Genomic DNA, 17,613 nt, shown 5'->3' with positions numbered 1-17,613 from the left:
GCGCGGACGGAGCGCTTCTTTTGGCCCGGGTGCCCGGGTGGGGGGCTCAGCGGGCGTTGAAGTACTTGGCCTCCGGGTGGTGGATCACGATGGCGTCCGTGGACTGCTCGGGGTGCAGCTGGAACTCCTCGGACAGCTCGACGCCGATGCGCTCCGGCTGGAGCAGGTCGGCGATCTTCGCCCGGTCCTCCAGGTTGGGGCAGGCGCCGTAACCGAGGGAGAAGCGGGCGCCGCGGTACTTCAGCTCGAACATGCCCTGCATCTCGCCCGGGTCCTCGCCGGCGAAGCCGAGTTCGGAGCGCACGCGGGCGTGCCAGTACTCGGCGAGCGCCTCGGCCAGCTGCACGGACAGCCCGTGCAGTTCGAGGTAGTCGCGGTAGGCGTTGGCCTCGAAGAGCCGCGCGGTCTCCTCGCCGATGCGCGAGCCGACGGTGACGACCTGGAGGCCGACGACGTCCCTCTCGCCGGACTCCTCCGGGCGGAAGTAGTCGGCCAGGCACAGGCGGCGGCCCCGGCGCTGGCGCGGGAAGCTGAAGCGGGTGCGTTCGTTGCCCTGCTCGTCGAGGATGATCAGGTCGTCGTCCTTGGAGACGCACGGGAAGTAGCCGTAGACGACGGCGGCCTCCAGCAGGTTCTCCGTCTGGAGCCGGTCCAGCAGTCCGCGCAGCCGGGGCCGGCCCTCGCTCTCGACGAGTTCCTCGTACGACGGGCCCTCGCCGGTGCGGGCCTGCTTCAGGCCCCACTGGCCCTTGAACAGGGCGCCCTCGTCGAGCCAGCTCGCGTACTCCTTGAGCTGGATGCCCTTGATCACACGGGTGCCGCGGAAGGGCGGCTCGGGAACGGGGTTGTCGGTGGCGACGTCGGAGCGGACGTGCCCCTCCTCGGGGCGCTCCTCCACGTCCGCCGGGGCCGCCGCCCTGACACGGCGCTGCTTCAGCTCGGGCAGCTTCGCGCCCGGCACGCCGCGCTTGACGCCGATGAGGGCGTCCATCAGACGCAGCCCCTCGAAGGCGTCGCGGGCGTAGCGGACCTCGCCCTGGTAGATCTCGTGCAGGTCCTGCTCGACGTAGGCCCGGGTGAGGGCGGCGCCGCCGAGGATGACCGGGTAGCCGGAGGCCAGGCCGCGCTGGTTCAGCTCCTCCAGGTTCTCCTTCATGATCACCGTGGACTTCACCAGCAGTCCGGACATGCCGATGACGTCGGCCTTGTGCTCCTCGGCGGCTTCCAGGATCGCGGAGACCGGCTGCTTGATGCCGAGGTTGACGACGTTGTAGCCGTTGTTGGACAGGATGATGTCGACGAGGTTCTTGCCGATGTCGTGCACGTCGCCCCGGACGGTGGCGAGCACGATGGTGCCCTTGCCGGCCTCGTCGCCCTCGACCTTCTCCATGTGCGGTTCGAGGTGGGCGACGGCCGTCTTCATGACCTCGGCGGACTGCAGGACGAACGGCAGCTGCATCTGGCCGGAGCCGAACAGCTCGCCGACGACCTTCATGCCGTCCAGGAGGGTCTCGTTGACGATGTCCAGCGCGGGCCGCTCCTGGAGGGCCGCGTCGAGGTCCGCTTCGAGGCCGTTCTTCTCACCGTCGATGATGCGCCGCTTGAGGCGCTCGTCCAGCGGCAGGGCGGCCAGTTCCTCGGCCTTGCCGGCCTTGAGGGACTTGGCGGTGGCGCCTTCGAACAGCTGCATGAGCTTCTGCAGCGGGTCGTAGCCCTCGGCGCGGCGGTCGTGGATGAGGTCCAGGGCGGTCTGGACCTCCTCCTCGCTGAAGCGGGCGATGGGCAGGATCTTCGAGGCGTGCACGATCGCCGAGTCCAGGCCCGCCTTGACGCACTCGTCGAGGAAGACGGAGTTGAGCAGGATGCGGGCGGCCGGGTTGAGGCCGAAGGAGATGTTGGACAGGCCGAGGGTGGTCTGCACCTTCGGGTGGCGCCGCTTGAGCTCGCGGATGCCCTCGATGGTGGCGATGCCGTCCTTGCGGGACTCTTCCTGGCCGGTGCAGATGGTGAAGGTCAGGCAGTCGACGAGGATGTCCTCCTCGTGGATGCCCCAGTTGCCGGTCAGGTCGTCGATGAGCCGTTCGGCGATCTCGACCTTCTTCTCGGCGGTGCGGGCCTGGCCCTCCTCGTCGATGGTCAGCGCGATGAGGGCGGCGCCGTGCTCCTGGGCGAGCGCCGTGACCTTGGCGAAGCGGGACTCGGGGCCGTCGCCGTCCTCGTAGTTGACCGAGTTGATCACCGCGCGGCCGCCGAGCTTCTCCAGACCGGCCCGCAGGACGTCGACCTCGGTGGAGTCCAGCACGATGGGCAGGGTGGAGGCGGTGGCGAAGCGGCCGGCCAACTCCGCCATGTCGGCGACGCCGTCACGGCCGACGTAGTCCACGCACAGGTCGAGCAGGTGCGCGCCCTCGCGGATCTGGTCGCGGGCCATCTCCACGCAGTCGTCCCAGCGGCCCTCCAGCATGGCCTCGCGGAACTTCTTCGAGCCGTTGGCGTTGGTGCGCTCGCCGATGGCCAGGTAGGAGGTGTCCTGCCGGAACGGCACGGACTGGTAGAGGGAGGCCGCGCCGGGCTCGGGCTCCGGGGCGCGCTCGGTCGGGGCCACGTCCCGCACCCGTTCGACCAGCTGCCGCAGGTGTTCGGGGGTGGTGCCGCAGCAGCCGCCGACGAGGGAGAGGCCGTAGTCCCGGACGAAGGTGCCCTGCGCCTCGGCCAGCTCGGGCGCGGTCAGCGGGTAGTGCGCGCCGTCCTTGGTCAGCACCGGCAGGCCCGCGTTGGGCATGCAGGACAGCGGGATGCGCGAGTGCCGGGACAGGAAGCGCAGGTGCTCGCTCATCTCGGCCGGGCCCGTGGCGCAGTTCAGGCCGATCATGTCGATGCCGAGGGGCTCCAGGGCGGTCAGGGCCGCGCCGATCTCGGAGCCGAGCAGCATGGTGCCGGTCGTCTCGACGGTCACGGAGACGATCAGCGGTACGGAGTGGCCGGTGGCCTCCATGGCCCGGCGGGCGGCGATGACGGAGGCCTTGGTCTGGAGCAGGTCCTGCGTGGTCTCCACGAGGAGCGCGTCGGCGCCGCCGGCGAGCAGGCCCTCGGCGTTCTGCTGATACGCGTCCCGGATGGCGCCGAAGGTGGTGTGGCCGAGGGTCGGCAGCTTGGTGCCCGGTCCCATGGAGCCGAGCACCCAGCGCTGCTGCCCGGTGCTGCGGGTGAACTCGTCGGCCACCTCTCGGGCGATCCGGGCACCGGCCTCGGACAGCTCGGTGACGCGCTCGGGGATGTCGTACTCGCCGAGGGCGGTGAGGTTGGCGCCGAAGGTGTTGGTCTCCACGCAGTCCACACCGACGTCGAAGTACGCGGCGTGCACCGAACGGACGATGTCCGGGCGCGTCAGGTTGAGGATCTCGTTGCAGCCTTCGAGATTCTCGAAGTCCTCGAGCGTGGGGTCCTGCGCCTGGAGCATGGTGCCCATGGCTCCGTCGGCCACGACCACGCGGGTGGCCAGGGCTTCTCGGAACGCGGACGCACGGGTCCGGCTGTCTGCGGAAGGGGTCGGCGGCAACGAGGCCATGAAAAGGGCTCCCTCGGATGCGACGGCTGTCGGCTTTGCGGCTTCCCGGACAGCCGGAAGGCATCCGGGAAGAGGCGCACCGCGCCAGCGTAACCGGGAGTGGGCTTGTATGGGCACCGCGTCCACGGGCCGGACGTCGCGGCGTGCCGGGACGGCCGACGGGCGGCGCTTCCGGCACCGGCGGCGCAACAAATGGCGACCGGCCATTAGCGGGAGGTCGACATCGACCGGTAGTGTTCGACATTGCCGAACGAGGGCTGTTGTGCCGCTCGTCGGCGGTCGAAGGGGACGGAGGCAGTACGGCGATGGCACGGAACATCCAGTCGCTCGAACGGGCGGCCGCGATGCTGCGGCTGCTCGCGGGCGGCGAGCGGCGGCTCGGCCTGTCGGACATCGCCTCGTCGCTGGGCCTGGCCAAGGGCACCGCCCACGGCATCCTGCGCACCCTCCAGCAGGAGGGCTTCGTGGAGCAGGACGACGCCTCCGGGCGCTACCAGCTGGGTGCCGAGCTGCTGCGTCTGGGCACCACCTACCTCGACGTGCACGAGCTGCGGGCGCGCGCCCTGGTCTGGGCCGACGACCTGGCCCGCTCCAGTGGTGAGAGCGTCTACCTGGGCGTCCTGCACCAGCAGGGCGTACTGATCGTGCACCACGTCTTCCGGCCCGACGACAGCCGGCAGGTCCTGGAGATCGGGGCCATGCAGCCGCTGCACTCCACGGCCCTGGGCAAGGTGCTGTCCGCCTACGACCCGGTGGCGCACAGCGAGGCCCTGGAGGCCGACCGCAAGGCGTTCACCGACCGGACGGTGTGCGAGCCGGGGGATTTCGAGCACATCCTCGACGTGACCCGCGCGCGCGGGTACGCGGCCGACGTGGAGGAGACCTGGGAGGGCGTCGCCTCCCTGGCCGCACCCATCCACGACCGGCGGCGCATGCCGGTCGGCGCGGTCGGCATCACCGGCGCCGTGGAGCGGCTGTGCCGGTCCGACGACGAGGGAGCCCTGCGCCCCGAGCTGATCGCGGCGGTGCGGGACTGCGCCCGCGCGGTGTCACGGGATCTGGGCGCCGGGCGGTTCTGACGCCCAGGCCGGCACCTGCCGAGGACCGGGTCGCGGTACGGCGGCCCGGTCCTCGGCATGTCCGCGCTCACCTGCGGAGAAGATCACCGGGACGGTGGCGATCAGTAACGATCAGATTTTCGAGTCCACAGCCCTTGACGTGCTCGTAACGCCGAAGCAAGACTCCCGTCCATCGGTCGACATTGTCGAACAGCTACCGGCAATACGCGCTAGAGTGTGACAACGCCAGGCCGGTATCGCACTTCACCCCTGGACGAAGGACAAAGGAGTCGCGGGTGTCCAGCTCCGACATCTTCATCGGCGAGACCATCGGTACCGCCATACTCATCCTGCTCGGCGGCGGCGTCTGCGCCGCCGTGACGCTGAAGGCCTCCAAGGCCCGTAACGCCGGCTGGCTCGCCATCACCTTCGGGTGGGGCTTCGCGGTGCTCACGGCCGTCTACACCTCGGCGCCGCTGTCCGGCGCCCATCTGAACCCGGCCGTGACCGTGGGCATCGCGATCAAGGACGGCGACTGGAAGAACGTCCCGGTCTACTGGGCCGGCCAGATCCTGGGCGCCATGATCGGTGCCGCCCTGGTCTGGATCGCTTACTACGGTCAGTTCCACGCCCACCTCACCGACCGCGAGATAGTCGGCGGCCCGGGTGCGCAGGACACCACGGCCAAGGCCGTCGAGGCCCGGGAGAAGGGCGCGGGCCCCGTGCTGGGCGTCTTCTCCACCGGCCCCGAGGTCCGGGTCGCCTGGCAGAACGTCGCGACGGAGATCATCGGCACCGTCGTGCTGGTGCTCGCCGTGCTCACCCAGGGCCTGAACGACAAGGGCAACGGCCTGGGCACCCTGGGCGCTCTGATCACCGCGCTCGTCGTGGTCTCCATCGGCCTCTCCCTCGGCGGCCCGACGGGGTACGCGATCAACCCGGCCCGTGACCTCGGACCGCGGATCGTGCACGCCCTGCTGCCGCTGCCCAACAAGGGCGGCTCCGACTGGGGCTACGCCTGGGTCCCCGTGGTGGGTCCGCTGATCGGCGGCGCCATCGCGGCAGGCATATACAACGTCGCATTCGCCTAGGAGCGATTTCCCCGCTCTGCCGGGAAACTTCCAGCACGCGCCGTACGTAAAGCCCCATAAACCCGGAATTATCAGGAGCACACAGTGACCGACGCGCACACCGCCGGCCCCTTCATCGCCGCCATCGACCAGGGCACCACCTCCAGCCGCTGCATCGTGTTCGACCGGGACGGCCGGATCGTCTCCGTCGACCAGAAGGAGCACGAGCAGATCTTCCCGAAGCCGGGCTGGGTCGAGCACAACGCCACCGAGATCTGGACCAACGTCCAGGAGGTCGTCGCCGGAGCCATCGCCAAGGCCGGCATCACCCGTGACGACATCAAGGCCATCGGCATCACCAACCAGCGCGAGACGACCGTGCTGTGGGACAAGAACACCGGTGAGCCCGTCCACAACGCCATCGTCTGGCAGGACACCCGCACCGACGCCCTCTGCCGCGAACTCGGCCGCAACGTCGGCCAGGACCGCTTCCGCCGCGAGACCGGCCTGCCGCTGGCCTCCTACTTCGCCGGCCCGAAGGCCCGCTGGCTGCTCGACAACGTCGACGGCCTGAAGGAGCGCGCCGAGGCGGGCGACATCCTCTTCGGCACCATGGACAGCTGGGTCATCTGGAACCTGACCGGCGGCACCGACGGCGGCAAGCACGTCACCGACGTCACCAACGCCTCGCGCACGATGCTCATGAACCTGCACACCATGCAGTGGGACGACAAGATCTGCGAGTCCATCGGTGTCCCGAAGCAGATCCTCCCCGAGATCCGCTCCTCCGCCGAGGTCTACGGCGAGATCACCGGCGGAAAGCTGGGCGACCTGCTCGGCGGCATCCCGGTCGCCTCCGCGCTCGGCGACCAGCAGGCGGCCCTGTTCGGCCAGACCTGTTTCGCCGAGGGCGAGACCAAGTCGACCTACGGCACCGGCACCTTCATGGTGATGAACACCGGTGACAAGATCATCAACTCCTACAGCGGCCTGCTCACCACGGTCGGCTACAAGATCGGCGACCAGAAGACGGTCTACGCCCTGGAGGGCTCGATCGCCGTCACCGGTTCGCTGGTGCAGTGGATGCGCGACCAGATGGGCCTGATCTCCACGGCCGCCGAGATCGAGACCCTCGCCCTGTCGGTCGAGGACAACGGCGGCGCCTACTTCGTGCCGGCCTTCTCCGGCCTGTTCGCCCCGTACTGGCGCTCCGACGCCCGCGGTGTGATCGCCGGCCTCACCCGGTACGTCACCAAGGCCCACCTCGCGCGCGCCGTCCTGGAGGCCACCGCCTGGCAGACGCGCGAGATCGCCGACGCCATGACCAAGGACTCCGGCGTGGAGCTGGCGGCCCTGAAGGTCGACGGCGGCATGACCTCCAACAACCTGCTGATGCAGACCCTCGCCGACTTCGTGGACGCCCCCGTGGTGCGCCCGATGGTCGCCGAGACCACCTGCCTCGGCGCCGCCTACGCCGCCGGTCTCGCCGTCGGCTTCTGGAACAGCACCGACGACCTGCGCGCCAACTGGCGGCGGGCCGCCGAGTGGACCCCCCGCATGGACGCGGAGACCCGCGCCCGTGAGTACAAGAGCTGGCTCAAGGCCGTCGAGCGGACCATGGGCTGGCTCGAGGACGAGGAGTAAGAAACAGCATGACCACCAAGTCCACCCTGCAGTCCGTGCCTGCCCTGGGGACGCACCCGGCCTCCGGCTCGAACCCGAGCCGAGCCGAGACCAGGGAGCAGCTCTCCAAGGCGTCGTACGACCTTCTTGTGATCGGCGGCGGCATCCTGGGCATCTCCACCGCCTGGCACGCCGCGCAGTCCGGCCTCAGGGTGGCCCTGGTGGACGCCGGCGACTTCGCCGGCGCCACGTCCTCCGCCTCCTCCAAGCTGCTCCACGGCGGTCTGCGCTACCTGCAGACCGGCGCGGTGAAGCTGGTGGCGGAGAACCACTTCGAGCGCCGTGCGGTCTCCCGCCAGGTGGCCCCCCACCTGGCGAACCCGCTCACGTTCTACCTCCCCGTGTACAAGGGCGGGCCGCACGGCGCGGCGAAGCTCGGCGCGGGCGTCTTCGCCTACTCCGCGCTGTCGGCCTTCGGTGACGGCGTCGGACATCTGCTGTCGCCGGCCAAGGCCGCGCAGGACGTGCCCGAGCTGCGCACCGAGAACCTCAAGGCCGTGGCCGTCTACGGCGACGACCAGATGAACGACGCCCGCATGGCGCTGATGACGGTCCGCGGGGCCGTCGAGGCGGGCGCGGTCGTCCTCAACCACGCCGAGGTGACGGGCCTTCGCTTCACTCAGGGCCGTGTCACCGGCGCCGAGCTGAAGGACCGTCTGTCCGGCGACGAGTTCGGCGTCAGCGCCCGGCTCGTGCTGAACGCGACCGGCCCCTGGGTCGACCACCTGCGCAAGATGGAGAACCCGAACGCGGCGCCCTCCATCCGCCTGTCCAAGGGCGCGCACCTGGTCCTCAAGCGCACCTCCCCCTGGAAGGCGGCGCTCGCGACCCCGATCGACAAGTACCGCATCACCTTCGCCCTCCCGTGGGAGGACATGCTGCTGCTCGGCACCACCGACGAGGAGTTCGAGGGCGACCCGGCGGACGTCTCGGTCACCGAACAGGACATATCCCAGATCCTCGACGAGGCCGCCTTCTCGGTCCGCGACCAGCAGCTGGACCGCGACCTCATCACCTACGCCTTCGCGGGCCTGCGGGTGCTGCCGGGCGGTCCCGGCGACACGTCCAAGGCCAAGCGCGAGACGGTGGTGACCGAGGGGCGGGGCGGCATGCTGTCCGTCGCGGGCGGCAAGTGGACGACCTTCCGCCACATCGGCCGGACGATCATGAAGAAGCTGGAGGCGCTGCCGGGCCATCCGCTGGGCGACGACTTCGAGCCGATCAGCGCGCTGCCGAAGAGGCTGCCGCTGCCAGGCATCGCCAACCCGCGGGCGGTCGCCCACCGGCTGCTCACCGACCGGCCGGCGCCCGGCCCGCGCATGGCGGCCGACACCGCCAGGCACCTGGCGACGCACTACGGCTCGCTGGCCTTCGACATCGCCCGGCTGGCCAACGAGAGCCCCGAGCTCGCCGAGCGCGTCCACCCCGACGCCCCGGAGATCTGGGCGCAGGTCGTCTGGGCCCGGGACCACGAGTGGGCCGAGACGCAGGACGACGTGCTGCGCCGGCGTACGACGCTGACGATCCGCGGCCTCGCCACGGACGACGTCCGCGCCAAGGTGCAGGACATGCTCGACAAGAAGTAGACCCGGGTACGGGGGACCCATCCCGGACGGGGCGGCTCCACGCCGACGGAGCCGCCTCTTCCGCGTTCCTCCACCCCCATAATGACCTGATACGTCGGAGGTTTTGAGGCGCACTGGGAGGCCGGCCATGGCAGTCACCGACGAGGCGATCGAGAAGATCAAGGGAATGATCGTCTCCGGCGCTCTGCGCCCGGGCGACCGGCTGCCGAAGGAGAGTGAACTCGCCGGCGACCTCGGACTGTCGCGCAACTCCCTGCGGGAGGCGGTGCGTGCCCTGTCGCTGATCAGGATCCTGGACGTACGGCAGGGCGACGGCACGTACGTCACCAGCCTCGACCCGCAACTCCTCCTCGAGGCGCTGAGCTTCGTCGTCGACTTCCACCGCGACGACACGGTCCTGGAGTTCCTCGCCGTGCGCCGCATCCTGGAACCGGCCGCGACCGCGATGGCGGCGCTGCGGATCAGCGAGCAGCAGTTGGACGCGTTGACGGCCCGGCTGGACAAGCTCGGCGAGTCCCCGTCCGTGGAGGATCTCGTCGCCGGCGACCTGGAGTTCCACCGGGGCATCGTGCACAGCTCCGGCAACTCCGTGCTGTGCTCGCTGCTCGACGGCCTGTCGGGCCCCACCACCCGGGCCCGCATCTGGCGCGGCCTCACCCAGGAGGACGCCGTCGCCGGCACCCTGCGCGAGCACCGGGCGATCCTCGCCGCCCTGCGCGACCGGGACGCCGAGGCGGCACGCTCGTGGGCGACCGTCCACATCGCGAGTGTCGAGCAGTGGCTGCGCTCCACGCTGTGACCAGGGCCTCACGGACTGCTCGGATGAATCCGGGGTGTTCAGGGGCGGATCGCGGGGCAGTGATGGGGGCACTCCCCCTGCGAGGGGGCTGCGGGCGCCCCCGCGGCACGCCGTAAGGTTGGGTGGTCAAGCGAGGGCACGTCGGAAGGAGGCGCTGGGTGATCGAGCTCGAGGGGGTTCCCGAGCTGGTCGACCCGGTCATGGTGGCCGCGTTCGAGGGCTGGAACGACGCCGGCGACGCCGCCTCCACCGCGGTCGCGCATCTGGACAGGGAATGGAAGGGCGAGGTGTTCGCGGCGCTGGACGCCGAGGACTACTACGACTTCCAGGTCAACCGCCCCACGGTGTTCATGGAAGCGGGCGTCCGCAAGATCACCTGGCCCACGACCAGGCTGTCCGTGGTGCGGGTCGGCGGCGAGAAGCCGCGTGACCTGGTCCTCGTCCGGGGCATCGAACCGTCCATGCGGTGGCGCTCGTTCTGCAACGAACTGCTGGGCTTCGCGCACGAGCTGGGGGTGGAACTGGTGGTCGTCCTGGGCGCCCTGCTCGGCGACACCCCGCACACCCGTCCGGTTCCGATCAGCGGCACGACGTCCGACCCCGACCTGGCCCGCCGCATGGACCTGGAGGAGACCAAGTACGAGGGCCCCACGGGCATCGTCGGCGTCCTCCAGGAGGCGTGCACGCACGCGGGTGTCCCGGCCGTCTCGCTGTGGGCGGCGGTGCCGCACTACGTGTCGCAGCCGCCGAACCCGAAGGCCACCCTGGCCCTGCTGAACCGCCTCGAGGACCTGATCGACGTGCGCATCCCGCTGGGCGAGCTGCCCGAGGACGCGCGCGCCTGGCAGGTCGGCGTGGACCAGCTGGCCGCCGAGGACAGCGAGGTCGCCGAGTACGTCCAGTCGCTGGAGGAGGCCCGGGACACCGCCGAGCTGCCGGAGGCGTCCGGCGACGCGATCGCCCGGGAGTTCGAGCGCTATCTGCGGCGCCACGACGGCGGCGGACCGCCCGCGGCCGGCGGTCACGCCACGGCGGACGGCAGCGACAGCACGTCGTACCTGCGGGACAACCCCAGCGGCCGCACCCGCCCGCCGAAACCGCCGAAGCCGGGCACGGAGGACGACGAGTCCTCGGAGGACTGAGGGGCACACGCCAGAAGGGGCGTCTCCCGGCTGGGAGACGCCCCTTCTGGCATCGCTTTGCGCTAGAGCGCCACGCCCAGCAGCGCGTCCACCGCCCGGGAGACCACCCCGGGGGCGCCGATGTCCGTGCCGCCGCTCTGCTCCTGCAGGGCGACCCAGCGGTCGACGGCGGTGAGCGCGGCCGGGGAGTCCAGGTCGTCGGCGAGGGCCTCGCGGATCTCGTCGACGAGCGCCTCCGCCGGCGGCCCGTCGGGCCGGGACACGGCGGCCCGCCAGCGGCCGAGCCGTGCGGCCGCGTCCTGGAGGGCCTGGTCGGTGTACTCCCAGTCGGCGCGGTAGTGGTGGGCGAGGAGCGTGAGCCGGATCGCGGCCGGGTCGACGCCGTCGTGCCGGAGCTTGGAGACGAAGACCAGGTTGCCCTTGGACTTGGACATCTTCTCGCCGTCCAGGGCCACCATGCCCGCGTGCACGTAGGCCTTGGCCATGGGGAACTCGCCGGTGAGGGCCTGGGCGTGCGAGGCGCCCATCTCGTGGTGCGGGAAGGCCAGGTCGGAGCCGCCGCCCTGGATGTCGAAGCCCATGCCGATGTGGTCGAGGGCGATGGCCACGCACTCGATGTGCCAGCCGGGACGTCCGCGCCCGAGCGATCCGCCGTCCCAGCTGGGCTCGCCCTGACGGGCCGCCATCCACAGCATCGGGTCGAGGGGGTTCTTCTTGCCCGGCCGGTCCGGGTCGCCGCCGCGCTCGGCGGACAGCAGCCGCATCGCCGCCGCGTCGAGGTTCGAGACCTTGCCGAAGTGCGGGTCGGACTCGACGGAGAAGTACACGTCCCCGTCCAGTTCGTAGGCCGCGCCGGCGTCCCGGAGCCGCTCGACGAGCGGGACGATCCCGGGTATGGCCTCGACGGCGCCTATGTACTGCCGCGGCGGCAGCATCCGCAGCGCCGTCATGTCCTCGCGGAAGAGGGCCGTCTCCCTCTCGGCGAGCGCGGCCCAGTCGATGCCGTCGCGCTGCGCCCGCTCCAGGAGGGGATCGTCGACGTCCGTGACGTTCTGGACGTAGTGAACCTGCCGCTTGGTGTCGAGCCACACGCGCTGCACGAGGTCGAACGCGTTGTAGGTCGCCGCGTGTCCCAGGTGCGTGGCGTCGTACGGGGTGATGCCACAGACGTAGATACGGGCGACGGGACCGGGGGCGAGGGTGACGAGACCACCGGTCGCGGTGTCGTGGATCCTCAGGTCGCGGCCCTGACCAGGCAGGGCGGGGACCTCGGAAGCGGGCCAGGCATGCATGCCCTGAGCCTAACCGGACTGAAGTTCCATATACGAATGGGAGCGGGCCACACGGCCGAGAAGGCGCTCTTGCGGTGATCCGGCGACTGTGCCGCTACACGGGTGGCCAGGGAATCGCCGGCCACTCACCGCTCGGCTCGGGGTGGGTTCCCGAGGCGAGCAGGGCGCCGACGCGGGCACGGGTGGCGTCGATCTCGGCTGCGGTGATCAGCGGTTCCAGCCGCGCGGTGAGCGTCCCGCCCTCGGCCAGGCCCTTCCTGAGGCCTTCGAGGACGCCGGCGGCCTCCGGGGGGAGGGACTCCCCCGCCCACCCCCACAGCAGGGTGCGCAGCTTGTTCTCGGCGTTGAACGTGACGCCGTGGTCGATGCCGTACAGCCGTCCCTCACCGGTGGGCAGCAGGTGACCGCCCTTGCGGTCGGCGTTGTTGATGACCGCGTCCAGGACCGAGAGTCGCCGCAGCCGTTCGTCGTCGGCGTGCACGAGCAGCGCGGTGCGCCCCTCGCCGACCTCGGCGAAGCCGATCGCCTTCCAGCCCGGCTCGGGTTCCTCGCCGTCGACCAGGGCGAGCAGTTCCGCCCCGGGCGTCACCTCGACCCACAGCTGGCACATGCCCTCGCCGTAGGGGCCGTCGCGCAGCACGGTGGGCGGCACGAGGCCCCAGCCGGTCGCCTCGGAGACCTCGTACGCGGCGACCTCGCGCTGGGCCAGTGTCCCGTCGGGGAAGTCCCACAGGGGCCGCTCCCCCGCGACCGGCTTGTAGATGCAGGCCGCTTCCCGGCCGTCGTGGGAAACCGTGCAGTACAGGGCCGCGTTGGAGGCCTCACGAATGCGTCCGCGCACGGTCAGTTCGCCCCGGGCGAGCAGCTCGGCGGCGTTCTCAGGAGGTGTCACGCTCCGCGGCGGTATCCGTTCTGGCGCGGACATACGTGTCCTTCCGGGTCGAGCGGGAGGCTGCACAGGGGGCACGGTGGCCGCCCGGCGTTGACGACGTCGAGAGCGCGCTTGGCGAAGGCCCTGGCCTGTGCGCCGGTGAGGCGGACCCGCAGCATCGGGGGCCCGTTCTCCTCGTCCTGGAGCAGCCGCTCCTCGGCCTCGGCGAGGTCCTCCTCGGATTCCGCGTCGAGCTCCACGAGCGCCTGCGCTTCGACGATCATGAGCTGCTCGTCGCCGTCCCAGGCGAGCGCCATGGTGCCGACCCGGAACTCCTCCTCGATGGGGGTGTCCAGCGGGGCGGTGTCGGTGTCCGACGGCGCGACGGCCGGGACGTGGGCGCTGCCGCCGCTACGGCGTACGACCTCGTCGAGCAGTTCGTCCATGCGCTCGGCGAGGGCGGCGACCTGGGTCTTCTCCAGGGCCACACTGGTCACCCGGGAGCCCTCGGTGGCCTGGAGGAAGAACGAACGGCGTCCGGGCAGTCCGACCGTACCGGCCACGAAACGCTCCGGATCGTCGTAGAGGAACACCTGACGGGACACGTCCTGTCTCCATTGGAATCGTGGGAGCCGTGTGACCACGGCACTGCTGCGACCGCTTCACCCTACTGCGGCGAACGATCACGGTGCGCCCGCACCGCCCCCGACTTCGGCCTCTCCGGCCGGGGGTTCCGCGCGCGGCACGAGGGACGTGAAGTCGCCGGTGTCACCGAGCCGGACGAGAAACGGCCGCAGTCGTGTGTAGCGGATCGCGGTGATGGAACACGGTTCGACGGAGATCCGCTGGAAGAGGTCCAGGTGAAGTCCGAGTGCGTCCGCGACGAGCGACTTGATGATGTCGCCGTGCGAGCACATGAGGTAGACGGCGTCGGCGCCGTGGTCGCGCTCCACGCGCGCGTTCCATTCGCGTACGGCCTCGGCGGCGCGCGTCTGCATGGCGCGCATGGACTCCCCTCCGGGGAACGCCGCGGCGGAGGGGTGCGCCTGTACGACCTCCATGAGGGGCTCGTCCGTGAGCTCGGCGAGCTTGCGTCCGGACCAGTCGCCGTAGTGGCACTCGCCGATGCGCTCGTCGGTGTGCGGGCTCAGTTCCGGCCGGGCGTCGAGCAGCGGCCGGATCGTTTCCCGGCAGCGCTGGAGCGGACTGGTGACGATTTCGGCGAGGGGCAGTTCGGCCAGCCGGCCGGGGAGCGCGGCGGCCTGTGCGGCGCCTCGCTCGTCGAGGGCGACACCGGGCGTCCAGCCGGCGAGCAGTCCCTCGGTGTTGGCGGTGGATCGTCCGTGCCTGACCAGGATGAGCGTGGGCATGCGGTCCAGCGTAGGCGCACGCGCGCGTGCGGTGTCGTTCGAGTGACGGGAGACTCGCTTCGTGATCGTCGACTGTGCCATCTACCGCGAGGGACAGCGGACGGAAGGGCCCGAGGACCTCTCCGACGCCCTGGGTGAGGCCCGCACGGCGGGCGGGTTCGTGTGGATCGGGCTGCACGAGCCGACGGAGAGCGAGTTCGACCACGTGACCCGGGAGTTCGGGCTGCACCCGCTGGCCGTCGAGGACGCCCTCAAGGCCCACCAGCGGCCCAAGCTGGAGGTGTACGACGACTCGCTCTTCGTGGTGCTGAAGCCGGTGGCGTACGAGCCGCAGAGCGACACCGTCTCCTCCGGCGAGATCATGATCTTCCTGGGCGACTCGTTCGTGGTGACCGTCCGGCATGGCGAGGGCGCCCCGCTCAAGGCCGTGCGGCACCGGCTGGAGCATGAGCCGGACCTGCTCGGCAAAGGCCCCACGGCTGTGCTGTACGCCGTCGCCGACGCCGCCGTCGACCACTACCTGGACGTGGCGACCGAGTTGCAGACCGACCTGGAGGAGCTGGAGGCGGAGGTGTTCTCGCCGGACGGCGGGGGATCCCGGAACACGGCGTCCCGGATCTACGACTTCAAGCGGCAGGTCCTGGAGTTCCGCCGGGCGACCGGGCCGCTGGCCCCGCCGATGAGCCGGCTGGCGGGCACGGCGTCGTCCGGCGTGGCCGTGCCGTTCGTGGACGACCGGGCCCGGCCGTTCTTCCGCGACGTCAACGACCACCTCACGCGCGTGAACGAGTCCGTGGAGAACCTGGACCGGCTGGTGTCGGACATCCTCTCGGCACATCTGGCGCAGATGAGCGTCCGGCAGAACGACGACATGCGCAAGATCTCCGCGTGGGCGGCCATGGCCGCGATCCCCACGATGCTGGCGGGGATCTACGGCATGAACTTCGAGCACATGCCCGAGCTGCGCTGGATCTGGTCGTATCCGGCACTGCTCGTTCTGATGGCGGTCCTGGAGGTGATGGTCTTCCGGCTGTTCAAGCGCCGCGGGTGGTTGTGACCGGGCCGGCTCAGGCGAACTCGGGTTCCGCGGAGGCGGGGCCGCCGAGGGCGTTGCGGCGCTCGGGCGTCGTCAGCGACACCATCCGGCGCCAGCCGCCCATGCGTTCATAGGCGTACACCGCGTGGATGCCCGCCACGAGCACCGCCGACCTGGCCTTTGACCAGCCGAGGATGCGGCCCATGTGCGCCATCACGGCGAGGCTGACGTCCCGGTAGATCCGGATCTCGGCGAGCGCGCACTCGCGCAGAGTGCGCTGGATGGCCCGGCCGTGGCCCGCGTGGGCGAAGCGCAGCAGTTCCTCGTGGCAGTAGGCGAGGTGGTTGTCCTCGTCGTTGGAGATCTGCTTGACCGCGCGGCCGATGCCGGGATGGGCGGCGAAGTGCTTGCGGAGCAGGTCCATCTGCTCGGAGGCGCGCTGCTCGGTGACCCTGCTGTGCGAGAGGTAGGTGACGATGTCCTGGAGCGTGAGCCGCTCGTCGCGGTTCAGCCGGGCGTGGGCGAGTCCGATGCCGTTCTTCTCCAGGAGCATGGTGTAGTCGGTCTCCGGCGGGACCGGGACGGGGTCGAGGCCCCGCTTCTTCATCAGGGCGTTGAAGATCCGGCCGTGCTTGTCCTCGTCGGCGCCGTGCCGGCTGATCTTGGGCGCGAGTTCACGCTCGGCCTCGGGCACGAGTGCTGCGATGCGGGCGTTCTCCCAGCCGCCCTGAGTCTCGCCGCTCGCGGCGACGGAGCAGAACAGGGCGAAGGACTCGTCGTTGTCGAGGATCTCCTGGAACAGGCTCTTGGCCGAAAGCATCGTGGGCACCTCTCCCGCGCGCGTGGACGTTCTGCGGCATTCCGCAGGTTTCCGCGAAGAACGAGTCAAGTGCGGGGTGAAGAGCACTGCAACAGGTGTGAGGGACAACTCCGCCGAATGGAGGACACCGGAGGGAGGCGGGCCGGGCCCGGCGGGGGCGCTGTGCCGTAACCGACGGCGGGCCGGCGCGTTGTTCCGCGTGACGGCCGTGGCGGGGAAGACCCCCGAGCCCCCACCACGGCCGCTGAAACTTTATGCGAGTCCGGCCCGCTCCAGGGCCTCCGTGCCGGCCCTCAGGGACGCGAGCCGCTCGTCGAGCGTGAAGCCCGCCGGGGCGAGGGACAGGGTGGTGACCCCGGCCGCGGCATAGGCCTTCATCCGGTCCGCGATCCGGTCGACGGAACCGAGCAGGGTCGTCTTGTCGATCAGGTCGTGCGGCACGGCGGCCGCGGCGCCCTGCTTGTCGCCGGACAGGTACTTGCCCTGGATCTCGGCGGCTTCCCGCTCGTAGCCCATGCGCTGGGCGAGCTGGTTGTAGAAGTTCTGCTTGGGGCTGCCCATGCCGCCGACGTACAGCGCGGTGTAGGGGCGGAAGGTGTCGGCGAGCGTGGCCACGTCCTTGTCGTCGCCGACGGCGAGCGGCAGGGTCGGGCAGACGTCGAACCCGTCGAGGGTCTTTCCGGCCTTCTCGCGCCCGGCGCGCAGGTAGGTGATCGTGGTGTCCTCGAGGTGCTCGGCGGACGGGAAGATCAGCAGGGCGCCGTCGGCGATCTCGCCGGTCTGTTCGAGGTTCTTCGGGCCGATCGCGGCGATGTACAGCGGGATGTACTCGCGCTGCGGGTGCACGGTCAGCTTGATCGGCTTGCCCGGGCCGTCGGGCAGGGGCAGCGTCCAGTGCCGACCCTCGTACGACAGGCGCTCGCGCGTCATGGCCTTGCGGACGATCTCGACGTACTCACGCGTGCGTGCCAGCGGCTTGTCGAACTTGACGCCGTACCACCCCTCGGAGACCTGGGGACCGGAGACGCCGAGGCCGAGGCGGAAGCGTCCGCCGGAGAGGGAGTCGAGGGTGGCTGCGGTCATGGCCGTCATCGCGGGCTGACGGGCCGGGATCTGGAAGATGGCGGAGCCGACGTCGATGCGCTCGGTCTGGGCGGCGACCCAGCTCAGTACGGTGGCGGCGTCGGAGCCGTAGGCCTCGGCGGCCCAGCAGACGGCGTATCCGAGGCGGTCGGCCTCCTGGGCGACGGCCAGATTGTCCGCGTCCATTCCGGCACCCCAGTAGCCGAGGTTGATACCGAGCTGCATGCCGAATCCC

The 17,613-nt window shown here is 70.6% G+C and carries 14 protein-coding genes; 7 read left to right on the top strand and 7 right to left on the bottom strand.

Translation table 11 applies throughout. From position 1 onward, the window contains the following. Nucleotides 1-46 precede the first annotated feature (46 nt). Complete coding sequence (gene metH, locus ACFY9S_RS26730) at nucleotides 47-3,568, bottom strand: methionine synthase (RefSeq protein ID WP_391132645.1); 3,522 nt, start codon at nucleotides 3,566-3,568, stop codon at nucleotides 47-49. Between the two features lie 305 nt (nucleotides 3,569-3,873). On the opposite strand from metH, the gene ACFY9S_RS26725 reads away from it, so the two are divergent. The 6 genes from ACFY9S_RS26725 to ACFY9S_RS26700 all read left to right on the top strand — a co-directional run bounded on the left by ACFY9S_RS26725 (nucleotide 3,874) and on the right by ACFY9S_RS26700 (nucleotide 10,906). Continuing rightward, nucleotides 3,874-4,647 (top strand): IclR family transcriptional regulator, encoded by a 774-nt coding sequence (locus ACFY9S_RS26725; RefSeq protein ID WP_102910725.1) that lies wholly within the window; start codon nucleotides 3,874-3,876, stop codon nucleotides 4,645-4,647. A 275-nt stretch (nucleotides 4,648-4,922) separates the two neighbouring features. Next, entirely contained in the window at nucleotides 4,923-5,717 is a 795-nt protein-coding gene (locus ACFY9S_RS26720; protein ID WP_102910724.1) for an MIP/aquaporin family protein, read from the top strand. Between the two features lie 84 nt (nucleotides 5,718-5,801). Beyond that, on the top strand, nucleotides 5,802-7,340 hold the full coding sequence (glpK, locus tag ACFY9S_RS26715; protein WP_391132643.1) for a glycerol kinase GlpK: 1,539 nt from the start codon (nucleotides 5,802-5,804) through the stop codon (nucleotides 7,338-7,340). A gap of 8 nt (nucleotides 7,341-7,348) precedes the next feature. After that, on the top strand, nucleotides 7,349-8,965 hold the full coding sequence (locus ACFY9S_RS26710) for a glycerol-3-phosphate dehydrogenase/oxidase (RefSeq protein ID WP_102910722.1): 1,617 nt from the start codon (nucleotides 7,349-7,351) through the stop codon (nucleotides 8,963-8,965). A gap of 127 nt (nucleotides 8,966-9,092) precedes the next feature. Beyond that, nucleotides 9,093-9,764: an FCD domain-containing protein gene (locus ACFY9S_RS26705; RefSeq protein ID WP_391132640.1), complete on the top strand. Its 672-nt coding sequence runs from the start codon at nucleotides 9,093-9,095 to the stop codon at nucleotides 9,762-9,764. A 158-nt stretch (nucleotides 9,765-9,922) separates the two neighbouring features. Further along, nucleotides 9,923-10,906 carry a PAC2 family protein gene (locus ACFY9S_RS26700; RefSeq protein ID WP_391132639.1) on the top strand — a complete coding sequence of 328 codons (984 nt, stop codon included), beginning with the start codon at nucleotides 9,923-9,925 and terminating at the stop codon, nucleotides 10,904-10,906. A gap of 62 nt (nucleotides 10,907-10,968) precedes the next feature. On the opposite strand, the gene mshC is transcribed toward ACFY9S_RS26700, so the two are convergent. The 4 genes from mshC to ACFY9S_RS26680 form a co-directional block, all read right to left on the bottom strand. Further along, nucleotides 10,969-12,198: a cysteine--1-D-myo-inosityl 2-amino-2-deoxy-alpha-D-glucopyranoside ligase gene (gene mshC / locus ACFY9S_RS26695; RefSeq protein ID WP_391132637.1), complete on the bottom strand. Its 1,230-nt coding sequence runs from the start codon at nucleotides 12,196-12,198 to the stop codon at nucleotides 10,969-10,971. A gap of 94 nt (nucleotides 12,199-12,292) precedes the next feature. After that, nucleotides 12,293-13,123 carry an SCO1664 family protein gene (locus ACFY9S_RS26690; RefSeq protein ID WP_391132635.1) on the bottom strand — a complete coding sequence of 277 codons (831 nt, stop codon included), beginning with the start codon at nucleotides 13,121-13,123 and terminating at the stop codon, nucleotides 12,293-12,295. Further along, nucleotides 13,087-13,674, bottom strand: a complete 588-nt coding sequence (locus ACFY9S_RS26685; protein WP_391132634.1) for a DUF3090 family protein — start codon at nucleotides 13,672-13,674, stop codon at nucleotides 13,087-13,089. The genes ACFY9S_RS26690 and ACFY9S_RS26685 overlap by 37 nt, the downstream gene beginning before the upstream one ends. A gap of 78 nt (nucleotides 13,675-13,752) precedes the next feature. Next, nucleotides 13,753-14,439 carry an MSMEG_4193 family putative phosphomutase gene (locus ACFY9S_RS26680; protein ID WP_391132632.1) on the bottom strand — a complete coding sequence of 229 codons (687 nt, stop codon included), beginning with the start codon at nucleotides 14,437-14,439 and terminating at the stop codon, nucleotides 13,753-13,755. A 61-nt stretch (nucleotides 14,440-14,500) separates the two neighbouring features. Here ACFY9S_RS26680 and corA point away from each other — a divergent pair, with 61 nt between their 5' ends. After that, the gene (gene corA / locus ACFY9S_RS26675) at nucleotides 14,501-15,496 is read left to right on the top strand and encodes a magnesium/cobalt transporter CorA (protein WP_391132630.1); all 996 of its coding nucleotides are present in this window, start codon (nucleotides 14,501-14,503) and stop codon (nucleotides 15,494-15,496) included. 10 nt (nucleotides 15,497-15,506) lie between these two features. On the opposite strand, the gene ACFY9S_RS26670 is transcribed toward corA, so the two are convergent. Further along, nucleotides 15,507-16,295 (bottom strand): ferritin-like domain-containing protein, encoded by a 789-nt coding sequence (locus ACFY9S_RS26670; RefSeq protein ID WP_391132629.1) that lies wholly within the window; start codon nucleotides 16,293-16,295, stop codon nucleotides 15,507-15,509. Nucleotides 16,296-16,547: 252 nt separating this feature from the next. After that, complete coding sequence (locus ACFY9S_RS26665; protein ID WP_391132627.1) at nucleotides 16,548-17,603, bottom strand: LLM class F420-dependent oxidoreductase; 1,056 nt, start codon at nucleotides 17,601-17,603, stop codon at nucleotides 16,548-16,550. Nucleotides 17,604-17,613: the final 10 nt, after the last annotated feature.

The organism is Streptomyces sp. NPDC012474, assembly GCF_042955185.1.
GTDB classification, from domain to species: Bacteria; Actinomycetota; Actinomycetes; order Streptomycetales; family Streptomycetaceae; genus Streptomyces; species Streptomyces cahuitamycinicus.
The sequence above is the reverse complement of the archived record's forward strand: the minus strand, read 5'-3'. Positions and strand labels throughout refer to the sequence as shown.

Coding starts and splice junctions, on each gene's coding strand:
- metH (WP_391132645.1), bottom strand. CDS start 3,568: ATGGCCTCGTTGCCGCCGACCCCTTCCGCAGACAGCCGGACCCGTGCG.
- ACFY9S_RS26725 (WP_102910725.1), top strand. CDS start 3,874: ATGGCACGGAACATCCAGTCGCTCGAACGGGCGGCCGCGATGCTGCGG.
- ACFY9S_RS26710 (WP_102910722.1), top strand. CDS start 7,349: ATGACCACCAAGTCCACCCTGCAGTCCGTGCCTGCCCTGGGGACGCAC.
- ACFY9S_RS26705 (WP_391132640.1), top strand. CDS start 9,093: ATGGCAGTCACCGACGAGGCGATCGAGAAGATCAAGGGAATGATCGTC.
- mshC (WP_391132637.1), bottom strand. CDS start 12,198: ATGCATGCCTGGCCCGCTTCCGAGGTCCCCGCCCTGCCTGGTCAGGGC.
- ACFY9S_RS26690 (WP_391132635.1), bottom strand. CDS start 13,123: ATGTCCGCGCCAGAACGGATACCGCCGCGGAGCGTGACACCTCCTGAG.
- ACFY9S_RS26680 (WP_391132632.1), bottom strand. CDS start 14,439: ATGCCCACGCTCATCCTGGTCAGGCACGGACGATCCACCGCCAACACC.
- ACFY9S_RS26670 (WP_391132629.1), bottom strand. CDS start 16,295: ATGCTTTCGGCCAAGAGCCTGTTCCAGGAGATCCTCGACAACGACGAG.
- ACFY9S_RS26665 (WP_391132627.1), bottom strand. CDS start 17,603: ATGCAGCTCGGTATCAACCTCGGCTACTGGGGTGCCGGAATGGACGCG.